This window comes from uncultured Thermomonas sp., from assembly GCF_937872235.1.
GTDB lineage: Bacteria > Pseudomonadota > Gammaproteobacteria > Xanthomonadales > Xanthomonadaceae > Thermomonas > Thermomonas beijingensis.
This window is the reverse complement of record NZ_CALMPC010000112.1, coordinates 1-9,302: the sequence shown is the minus strand read 5'-3', so window position 1 is coordinate 9,302 and position 9,302 is coordinate 1. Positions and strand designations below refer to the sequence as shown.

The 9,302-nt window shown below is 62.2% G+C and carries 8 protein-coding genes and 1 pseudogene; 4 read left to right on the top strand and 5 right to left on the bottom strand.

Going from position 1 to position 9,302, the window contains the following annotated elements; translation table 11 throughout:
• Positions 1-35 precede the first annotated feature (35 nt).
• The 3 genes from QWB57_RS10100 to radC all read right to left on the bottom strand — a co-directional run bounded on the left by QWB57_RS10100 (position 36) and on the right by radC (position 3,311).
• A complete protein-coding gene (locus QWB57_RS10100) occupies positions 36-836 on the bottom strand; it encodes an SPOR domain-containing protein (protein WP_223625273.1) in 801 nt (266 codons plus the stop codon).
• A complete protein-coding gene (gene argS, locus QWB57_RS10095; RefSeq protein ID WP_288969397.1) occupies positions 836-2,539 on the bottom strand; it encodes an arginine--tRNA ligase in 1,704 nt (567 codons plus the stop codon). The genes QWB57_RS10100 and argS overlap by 1 nt, the downstream gene beginning before the upstream one ends.
• A gap of 97 nt (positions 2,540-2,636) precedes the next feature.
• The gene (gene radC, locus QWB57_RS10090; RefSeq protein WP_223625281.1) at positions 2,637-3,311 is read right to left on the bottom strand and encodes a DNA repair protein RadC; all 675 of its coding nucleotides are present in this window, start codon (positions 3,309-3,311) and stop codon (positions 2,637-2,639) included.
• A gap of 96 nt (positions 3,312-3,407) precedes the next feature.
• Here radC and coaBC point away from each other — a divergent pair.
• The 3 genes and pseudogenes from coaBC to QWB57_RS10075 all read left to right on the top strand — a co-directional run bounded on the left by coaBC (position 3,408) and on the right by QWB57_RS10075 (position 7,461).
• Positions 3,408-4,621, top strand: a pseudogene (coaBC, locus tag QWB57_RS10085) (bifunctional phosphopantothenoylcysteine decarboxylase/phosphopantothenate--cysteine ligase CoaBC).
• Positions 4,621-5,079 (top strand): dUTP diphosphatase, encoded by a 459-nt coding sequence (gene dut / locus QWB57_RS10080; protein ID WP_223625284.1) that lies wholly within the window; start codon positions 4,621-4,623, stop codon positions 5,077-5,079. The pseudogene coaBC and the gene dut overlap by 1 nt, the downstream one beginning before the upstream one ends.
• A gap of 12 nt (positions 5,080-5,091) precedes the next feature.
• On the top strand, positions 5,092-7,461 hold the full coding sequence (locus tag QWB57_RS10075) for a phosphomannomutase/phosphoglucomutase (protein ID WP_288969395.1): 2,370 nt from the start codon (positions 5,092-5,094) through the stop codon (positions 7,459-7,461).
• Between the two features lie 41 nt (positions 7,462-7,502).
• Here QWB57_RS10075 and QWB57_RS10070 read toward each other — a convergent pair whose 3' ends face one another.
• Both QWB57_RS10070 and pyrE read right to left on the bottom strand, forming a co-directional pair.
• Positions 7,503-8,210 (bottom strand): hypothetical protein, encoded by a 708-nt coding sequence (locus QWB57_RS10070; RefSeq protein ID WP_288969393.1) that lies wholly within the window; start codon positions 8,208-8,210, stop codon positions 7,503-7,505.
• A 51-nt stretch (positions 8,211-8,261) separates the two neighbouring features.
• Positions 8,262-8,924: an orotate phosphoribosyltransferase gene (gene pyrE, locus QWB57_RS10065; protein ID WP_288969391.1), complete on the bottom strand. Its 663-nt coding sequence runs from the start codon at positions 8,922-8,924 to the stop codon at positions 8,262-8,264.
• Positions 8,925-9,012: 88 nt separating this feature from the next.
• Between pyrE and QWB57_RS10060 the strand changes: the two genes are divergently transcribed.
• Positions 9,013-9,302, top strand: a 290-nt coding sequence (locus QWB57_RS10060) for an endonuclease/exonuclease/phosphatase family protein (RefSeq protein WP_288969389.1), incomplete at its 3' end; no start/stop codon positions are given.

Genomic DNA, 9,302 nt, shown 5'->3' with positions numbered 1-9,302 from the left:
GTGAGTGTTCATGCCGCCATTGTAGGCGGCAATCCTCAGTGGGTCTTCACGGCCATCGCTTGCAAGCCGCCACCTGTCAGCTTGGCTTTGGCATCGGCCAACTCAGAGGCGCTGCCATACGGGCCCATGCGCACGCGATACACGGTTTTATCGCCAATTTGTGCCGACTCTACTCGTGCATTCAAGCCCAGCATGGCGATTTTGGCTTTTACGGCTTCGGCGTCGCCGGAAGCGCCAAACGCCCCCGCTTGCAGCAGGTAATTGGCGGATGCCGGCGCGGATTTGGCGGCGTCGGTGTTGCCGGAATCGGGCTTGGGCGTGGCTGTGGCGCTGTCATTTCTGGGCGCAGCCGGGTTGGTGCTGGGTGTGGCGGCGGGAGTTTCGTTGACCGGAGCCGGCAGGATGGGGGTGGTCGTGCTGACAGTCGTGGTGTTGGTGGCGGGAGTGGTGGCCAGTTTTTGTGCGCCGGCGTGCGCCTCGGCTTCGGCCTTGGCGCTGGCAGCCAGCTCGGCATCGCTCATCTGCACACCTTCGCCCGGCAGCAGGGTGTAGAAGTCATACTGGGTGGGTTTGGGTTTGGCGGGTTCGGCCGGCGCTTGCGTGGCCACATCCGGCGCAATGGCGGTATTGTCTTCATTGACGGCTGCCGGTAGTGCATCAGGGTTGGGTTTGGGGCCGATGCGCAGGAAATCATTGCTGCCGTCGTGCTTGAGCAGGCGTGGCACCAAAAGAACCGCGAGCAGGGTGACTACAATGCCCATGACCAGCCATGCCCAACCGGGCAGGCCGCTGGAGCCACTGCGTTTGGCCTGGGATTTTCCGCGACGGGCTGCCATTACATGCTCTCCGGGGCGGACACGCCCAGCAGGTCAAGACCGTTTGCCAGTACTTGTCGGGTGGCCAGCGCCAAACTCAAGCGTGCGTCACGCAGTGCGGCGTCTTCCACCAAGACCGGCGAGGCGTGATACCAACCATGGAAGGCGTTGGCCAGTTCACGCAGGTATTGCGCGATCAGATGCGGCTCCAGTGTTGTGCCCGCGGCTTCCACCACTTCGGCAAACCGCGAGAGCTCGCGCAGCAGGTCCTGCGCCGACGCATCGTCCAGGCAATGCAGTGACGCTTGCCCGTTGTCGGCATCAAACGCAAAGCCCTTCTCACCCGCTTGCCGCAGCAAGCTGCACACGCGGGCATGTGCGTACTGCACATAGAACACCGGATTGTCATTCGATTGTGAACGTGCCAGATCAATATCGAAAGTGAGCTGGGAATCCGGCTTGCGCGCAATCAGGAACCAGCGCACTGCGTCGGCGCTGGTTTCTTCGATCAAATCGCGCAGGGTCAGATAACTGCCGGCGCGTTTGGAGAGTTTGACCTCTTCGCCGCCGCGCATCACCGTCACCATCTGGTGCAGCACGTAGTCGGGATAGCCGGCGGGAATGCCGCAGTCGAGTGCTTGCAAGCCCGCTTTCACCCGCGCCAACGAGCCGTGGTGGTCGGCACCCAGTTCGGTGACGGCGCGCTGGTAGCCGCGCTGCCATTTGGACAGGTGGTAGGCCACGTCCGGCACGAAGTAGGTGTACGTGCCGTCGGACTTGCGCATCACCCGGTCCTTGTCGTCGCCAAAGTCGGTGCTGCGCAGCCACAGCGCGCCGCCTTCTTCAAAGGTGTGGCCCTTGGCGATCAGCGCGTGCACGGTCTCTTCCACCTTGCCGTCGGCATACAGCGACGATTCGAGGAAGTAGCGGTCGAACGACACCCCAAACGCCGCAAGATCGGCATTTTGTTCGCGGCGCAGATATGCCACGCCGAATTTGCGGATGGCATCCAGGTCGTCGCTGTCATTGTTGCCGCTGATGGTATGGCCATCCACGGCCACCGAGTCGCCGCGCAGGTAGCTGGCGGCCACATCGGCAATGTAGTCGCCGTTGTAAGCATCGGCCGGCCACTGCGCGTCGCCGGGTTGGAACCCCTTGGCGCGCGCCTGCACCGACTTGGCCAGATTTTCGATCTGCACACCGGCATCGTTGTAATAGAACTCGCGCTGCACATTCCAGCCGTTGGCGGCCAGCACGCGGGCGATGCAATCACCAATCACCCCGGCGCGGCCGTGGCCCACGTGCAGCGGGCCGGTGGGGTTGGCGGACACGTATTCCACGCCGACCGTCTTGCCCGCACCGGAGTCATTGCGACCAAACGCCGCCCCCGCAGCATGGATATCGCGCACTTGCTGCTGCCATGCGGCCGGCGTCAAGTGGAAGTTGATGAACCCGGGGCCGGCAATCTCCACCTTGGCGATGGCCTCGGAGACGGGCAGTGCCGTCACCAACTGCTGCGCCAGCGCGCGTGGATTGGCTTTGGTGCCGCTTTTGCCAACCTCGCGGGCCAACAGCATGGCGGCATTGCAGGAAAAATCACCGTGCGCACGCTCTTTCGGGCGCTCGATCACGAAATCGGGGCTGGCAAGGTCGCTGGGCAAGGTGCCTGCGCTGCGCAGTGTGGTCAAGCCTTGTTCGATCAAGGCGCGGAGCTGGATTTTCACAAGGGTGCGATGCGGCAATTCAATGAGCCGCCATTGTACGCGAGGCGCGCCGCACGCTTGCGTGCAGGCCTGTCGATGTACTGGAACGGCGAGCTGCTCACACCATTCCCAGTCTCGCCATGGAGGTCGGAGCACCATCGCCAATCACAAAATGATCCAGCAACCGAATCTCCACCAACCCCAGCGCTTGCTTGATGCGTGCGGTGACGCTGCGGTCGGCGGCACTGGGCTCGGCGTTGCCGCTGGGGTGGTTGTGGCCAAGGATCACCGCCGCCGCCGAGTGAGCCAGTGCGCGCTCCACCACGGTTCGCGGGTGGACTTCGGCGCCATCAATACTGCCGCGGAACAGTTCTTCGAACCCCAGTGCGCGGTGGCGGGTATCCAAATACAACACCGCGAATACCTCGTGGCCCAACCCACGCAGGCGTTGCGCAAAGTAGCGGCCGGCGGCAGCGGGGTCTGTCAGGGCTTCTCCGCGTTGCAATTGTGCCGCCAAATGACGATGCCCAAGCTCCAGCGCGGCCGACAGGGCGCAGGCGCGAGCCGGGCCGATACCGCGCAGCTGGGTCAGGGCACGCGGTTCAAGATCCAGCAGGGCGCGCATGCTGCCTTGCGTGAGCAGCAGATCGCGGGCGCTGGCCACCGCGTCCTGACCGGCAGTGCCGGAGCCAAGAAAGATGGCCAAAAGTTCGGCATCAGACAAACTGCCGGCGCCGCGAGCTAATAATTTCTCGCGAGGACGTTCGTGTTCGGGCCAGTCATGAATGTGCATGGCGGCAGCATGCTGGCGTGAATGGAACGCTGATAGCGGCGATTGCCCCGGCTTCGGGTAAGCTGCTGCTTTGGAATGAGGTCAGGGAACGGCCCGATGCAGGCGACGTGTTTTCCGAATGCCAATTACCGCGTGCTGCTGTGCGTTTGCGGCGGCATTGCTGCGTATAAATCCGCCGAGTTGGTGCGCAGGTTGGGTGATGCCGGTGCGCAGGTGCAGGTGGCAATGACCGAGGCCGCGCAGCGTTTTATCAGCGCGCAGACCTTTCAGGCGTTGAGCCATCATCCGGTGCGGGTGTCGCTGTGGGACGCACAGGCCGAGGCGGCAATGGGGCATTTGGAATTGGCGCGCTGGGCGCAGCAGGTCGTCATTGCGCCGGTCACCGCCAATACCCTGGCCAAGCTGGCGCATGGGTTGGCCGATGATCTGGTCAGCACGCTCTGTCTGGCTACCGAAGCCCCCGTGTTGATGGCACCGGCAATGAATCATGTGATGTGGAAGCACGCCGCCACGCAAGCCAATATCGCCCTATTGCTGGCGCGTGGCGTGCGCATGGTGGGCCCCAATGACGGTGCATTGGCCGAGGGCGAATCGGGTCCCGGCCGGATGGCTGAGCCTGCGCAAATCATCGCTGCGATGGAGGCTGTGGCATGACGGCGGCATCCTTGGCGGGTCTGCGCATCCTGGTCAGTGCCGGGCCAACCTATGAAGACATCGACCCGGCCCGATTTTTGGGTAACCGCAGCAGCGGCAAAATGGGATTTGCAATCGCTGCCGAAGCCGCCCAGCGCGGTGCTGATGTCGTACTGGTGGCCGGCCCCGTACATCTGCCGAGTCCCGCACAGGTGCGGCGCGTGAACGTGCGCAGTGCCGCGCAAATGCTTGTGGCGGTGATGAAGGGTTTGCCCTGTGATGTCTACATCGGCGCCGCAGCGGTGGCCGACTTCACTCCACGCAGTTGTTCCCCGGGTAAGATCAAGAAACAACCTGGGCAAGACACCCTGGTGTTGGAATTGGTACAGACCCGCGACATTCTGGCCGAGGTCGCCGCGCACGCCCAACGTCCACGATTGGTGGTGGGGTTTGCTGCTGAAACCGACAATGTTGCGGGCTATGCCCGCGGCAAATTGCAGCGCAAGCGGCTGGATTTGATCTGTGCCAATCAGGTGGGTGTCGCCGGCACCGGGTTTGAAAGTGACGACAATGCGTTATTGGTGATTGATGCCGATGACGAGCGTGCTCTCGGGCCCGCACCCAAGCGGGCATTGGCGGGGCAATTACTGGATCTGATAGCGGAGCGACTGGCGTGATGGAGCATGTCATGCAAGTGAAGATTCTGGATGCGCGGATGGGTGCGCAATGGCCATTGCCCAACTACGCCACCGCGCACAGCGCAGGCATGGATTTGCGTGCCGCGCTGGACGCCACGCTGGTGCTGGCTGCCGGTGAAACCGTGCTGGTGCCGTCCGGGTTAGCCATCCATATTGGCGACCCGCGCCTGTGCGGGGTGATCCTGCCGCGCTCCGGGTTGGGCCACAAACATGGCATCGTGCTCGGCAATGGCACTGGCTTGATCGATGCTGATTATCAGGGCCCGCTGATGGTCAGTGTGTGGAATCGCGGACTTGCGGAGTTCACTATTGCGCCGGGGGATCGCATCGCGCAGTTGATGTTGCTGCCGGTGGTGCGTGCCAAGTTGCAGGTAGTGGATACTTTCGAGGAAAGTGCACGCGGTGAAGGCGGGTTCGGTCATACCGGTGTGCGCTGACAGGGGAATTGCATGGCAGTGTTCGGCTTAGGCAGCAACAAAGAGAAAGACAAGGACAAGGGCGACACGGGTGGCGACGAGAAGACGCTGCAGTTCGACCCGTTGTTGGTCGTGCGCGTGTTGCCCTGGCTGATCGCTTTGCTGCTGTTGCTAGGTATGTGGAATCTGGTGTCTGGCAGCCTGCATCAGTTGGGCGAATCCCGTCAGCATGCATTGGAGTCCAGTCGTGATGATGTGAATATCGCGGTGCAGCGCGCGCTGGAAGATGCGCGCCAGAAATTTGCCACGCAGATTGCCAGTGCATCGTTCACCAGCGCGATGGCGACGGGCGATCGGGCGGCGGCCAGTGCTGCGATCAAGCAAGGCTGGGCGGATGCCGGGCGCGTCGAAATCTGGCCCAAGGATCTGGAAGCCCTCTATGCCGGCTTGCCGCGCAGTGGGTTCGGCACCTTGGCAGTGGCCGAGGATGCACTGCATAGCAAAAAAGTACAGGCACGGCTGGTACGTTCTGCAGGGAAGCAGTGGTTGGCCTTGGCTGCACCCGTGGGGGCATCGCTGGTCTATGTCGAGCTACCCATCGCGCGCTTAGCGGCCGGTGTGGAAAGTCCGGGCTTGCCGAAGGGCAGCTATCTCGCATTGCGGCAGGGTGCCAGCAGTGTGATTGAGCGTGGGGATAGCGGGCTGGCGGATTCGGCAGAGGCATTGGCGGTCAAAGTCGCAGACAGTGATTTGCGGGTCGCGGCGGCCACTTCCAGCTTGACGGAGACCCCGTTTGGGCTGGGTGGACTGGGATCGTTGGTCATCGGCACCGTGTTTGTGCTGGTCGCAGCGGCGCTCTGGTTTGTGCTGCGCCCGCGCTTGCTGGCAATGGCTGGGCTGGAGCAAGTGGAGGCGGGTCCCACCTTGTCGGACTTGCAACAAGAGTTGCCAGCCGCGCAACCTGTCGCGCGGGCCAAGCCACGTGAGGCGGATCAAGGTGCAGCAAAATCGGCGGTGCCGGTGGTGATCGACCATCGCATCTTCCGGGCCTATGACATTCGCGGTGTAATTGGCATGTCATTGGATGCCGGGGTCGCCGAGTTGATCGGTCAGGCGATTGGCTCGGTGATGGCCGACCAGGGCTTGGACAGCATCGTGGTTGGGCGCGATGGCCGCTTGTCGGGGCCGGATCTGTCCGATGGCCTGATTCGCGGCCTGCGCAAAGCAGGTCGTAATGTGATTGATATCGGCATGGCACCCACCCCGGTGGTGTATTTCGGCTGCTATCACTTGCGTACCGGTTGCGGTGTGGCCATTACCGGCAGCCACAACCCGCCGGATTACAACGGGTTCAAAATCGTGGTGGGGGGTGAAACGCTGTCCGGTGCCGCGATCAAGGATCTGCACGCACGCATTGCCGAAGACCGCATGTTGGAAGCTGACAGCGCTGGCGGTTTGGAGGAGCGCGATATCGGTGACGACTATGTGCAGCGCATCGCTGGCGATATCCAAATCGGTCAGCGTTTGAAAGTAGTGGTGGATGCCGGTAATGGCGTCGCCGGTGTGCTGGGCCCGCGCGTGCTGGAAGCCATCGGTGCCGAGGTCACTCCCCTGTTCTGCGATATCGACGGCACCTTCCCCAATCATCATCCTGACCCCAGCGAGCCCCACAATCTGGAAGCGCTGGTGCAGATGGTGCAGCGCCTGGATGCCGATCTCGGTATTGCCTTCGATGGCGATGGCGATCGCTTGGGCGTGGTCACCAAGTCCGGCAAAAACATCTTCCCGGATCGCTTGCTGATGCTGTTTGCCGCCGACGTGCTGGAACGCAACCCTGGCGCGGTGATTGTGTATGACGTCAAATGCACCGGCCGTTTGCCGATGCAAATCCTGCGTCACGGCGGCAGCCCGTTGATGTGGAAGACGGGGCACTCGCTGATCAAGAGCAAAATGCGCGAAGTCGATGCCGCATTGGCCGGCGAAATGAGCGGACATTTCTTCTTTGCCGAGCGCTGGTTTGGCTTTGACGATGGCATCTATGCGGCGGCGCGCTTGTTGGAAATTCTGGATACCCGTGGCGAAGTCCCCGAAGCGGTGTTCACGGCACTGCCTGACGGTATTTCCACGCCCGAAATCAAAGTCGAATTGCCCGATGGCGGCGACCCGCATGAGTTTGTCGAGCGCTTCCGGATGTCCGCCAGTTTTGAAGGTGGCCGCTTGACCACCATCGACGGGCTGCGCGTGGATTGGTCAGATGGTTGGGGCTTGGTGCGTGCCTCCAACACCACGCCGGTGCTGGTGATGCGCTTCGATGCCGACACCAATTCCGCGATGGCCCGCATCCAGCAGGTATTCCGCGATCATTTGCTGCGCCTCGAGCCGGAATTGCGGCTGCCGTTCTGATCCTAACCGCAAAGTGGCACTCCGGCTGCCACCAGGGTGGCTTAGCCTGCCGGCGATTTTGCGGCGGTGGGGGTGGCCGACGACGTTGCCGCAGGCGCTGCAGGTGCTGCCGCACTGGGCTCGGCCTTGGTTGGCTTCATCAGGCGATAACGCCGCAGGGAGTCTTCAAATTCACTCCCCAGTTCGGAGCGATCCTGCTGTTGCGCCAGCAAAATCTGGTTTTGCCGCAGCAAATCCGCATGTTGGGTTTGGATCGAATCGGCCAACGGCCTGGGTACCGGCGTGTTCGAGAGCTCTTTGTTGCCGGCTTGCCGCAGCAGGGAAATCAAACTTGACCGCAAGGTGGAGACGGTCAGGCGGCTGGATTTGATCGACTCATCCAGCAGCGCGGTGCGCTCGCCATAGGCGCGGCGCAGATCGCTTTCGGTCATGTAGGACTCGACCATGGCCAAGTCACGGCGTTTTTGCATGGCTTCGGCTTCTGCCTGCTGGCGGGCCAAGTCGGCGGCCTGAGCGGCGGCACTGCGTTCTTCCGAATTCAAGGTGCGGTCGATATGCGCTGTGGCCATGCCGCTTTTGATCGAGAATTCAGTGCGCGCACTGTCGGTGGCGGAGGCGGGCAGCGCGTCGCCACAGATCTTGCGGCCGGCGTCGTTCCAGCAGTAAATCTTCTTTTCGGTGTGTGGTGCGGTTTGCGCAGCCGCCATTGCCATCACCCCCAACAGGGCCATGGCAAGTGTGGAGCTCACGATGTGTCGATGCAGCGGCATGACGGCCCCCTGTGGCAGTCGATGAGCGTATCAGGCGATACCGTAGCGCGCACGGTAGGCGAGCAGAGCATCGCGATAAGTGGAAAGTTCGTTGCTTTCGCCAACAAACGCAAGCAGGTCACCCAAACCGGCCACCGCCACCACCGGAATCGCGTGCTCGTGGGCCACCGATTGCGCAGCAGATTCGGTAGCGTCTTCGCGCACCCGTTCCTGGCGGTCCAGTGCAATCACAATGCCTGCGGTGTGGCCGCCTGCGGCCGCAATAATGCCCAGCGCCTCGCGGATCGCAGTGCCGGCGGTGATCACATCATCCACGATCAACACACGTTTGCCGGTGAGGGTTGCACCAATCAGGTTGCCGCCTTCGCCGTGCGTCTTGGCTTCCTTGCGGTTGAACGCCAACGGTAGGTCGCGGCCACGACGAGCGTATTCGCATGCCAGTGCGGTGGCCAGCGGGATGCCTTTGTAGGCAGGGCCAAACAGCACATCAAATTGCAGGCCTGCCGCATCCATGGCATCGGCATAACAGGCCGCCAGTCCCGCTAACGTAGTGCCGGAATTGAATTGCCCGGCATTGAAGAAATACGGGCTGATGCGGCCAGACTTGAGGGTGAACTCGCCAAAGCGCAGCGCATCGGCGCGCAGGGCCAAGTCCAGGAAGCGGGAGCGATGGTCAGAAGTCGTATGCGTCATGCCGCAATTGTCCCATGTTGTAGCGCCAGCTGGCGGTGATGGCGGGTGGATCGGTTAGGCTTGGCCATTCTTCATCGATTTCATGTGCATGCGCATCCTCAGCTTCAACGCCAATGGCCTGCGGTCGGCCGCCAGCAAGGGCTTTTTCGAGTGGTTCAACACGCAGGATATCGACGTGTTGTGCGTGCAGGAAACCAAAGCCCAGGTGCATCAATTGACCGATGCCGCATTTCGGCCGGCCGGCTATCACGCATGGTTCAAGGATGCGCAGAAGAAGGGCTATAGCGGCGTAGCCATCTACAGTCGGCGCGCGCCCGACGACATCCGCACCGCGCTGGGCTGGGCACCATTTGACGAGGAAGGGCGCTATCTCGAAGC

What these genes read in the sequence shown, in the direction of transcription:
- QWB57_RS10100 (WP_223625273.1), bottom strand. Translation starts at nt 836, where the DNA reads ATGGCAGCCCGTCGCGGAAAATCCCAGGCCAAACGCAGTGGCTCCAGC.
- radC (WP_223625281.1), bottom strand. Translation starts at nt 3,311, where the DNA reads ATGCACATTCATGACTGGCCCGAACACGAACGTCCTCGCGAGAAATTA.
- dut (WP_223625284.1), top strand. Translation starts at nt 4,621, where the DNA reads ATGGAGCATGTCATGCAAGTGAAGATTCTGGATGCGCGGATGGGTGCG.
- QWB57_RS10075 (WP_288969395.1), top strand. Translation starts at nt 5,092, where the DNA reads ATGGCAGTGTTCGGCTTAGGCAGCAACAAAGAGAAAGACAAGGACAAG.
- pyrE (WP_288969391.1), bottom strand. Translation starts at nt 8,924, where the DNA reads ATGACGCATACGACTTCTGACCATCGCTCCCGCTTCCTGGACTTGGCC.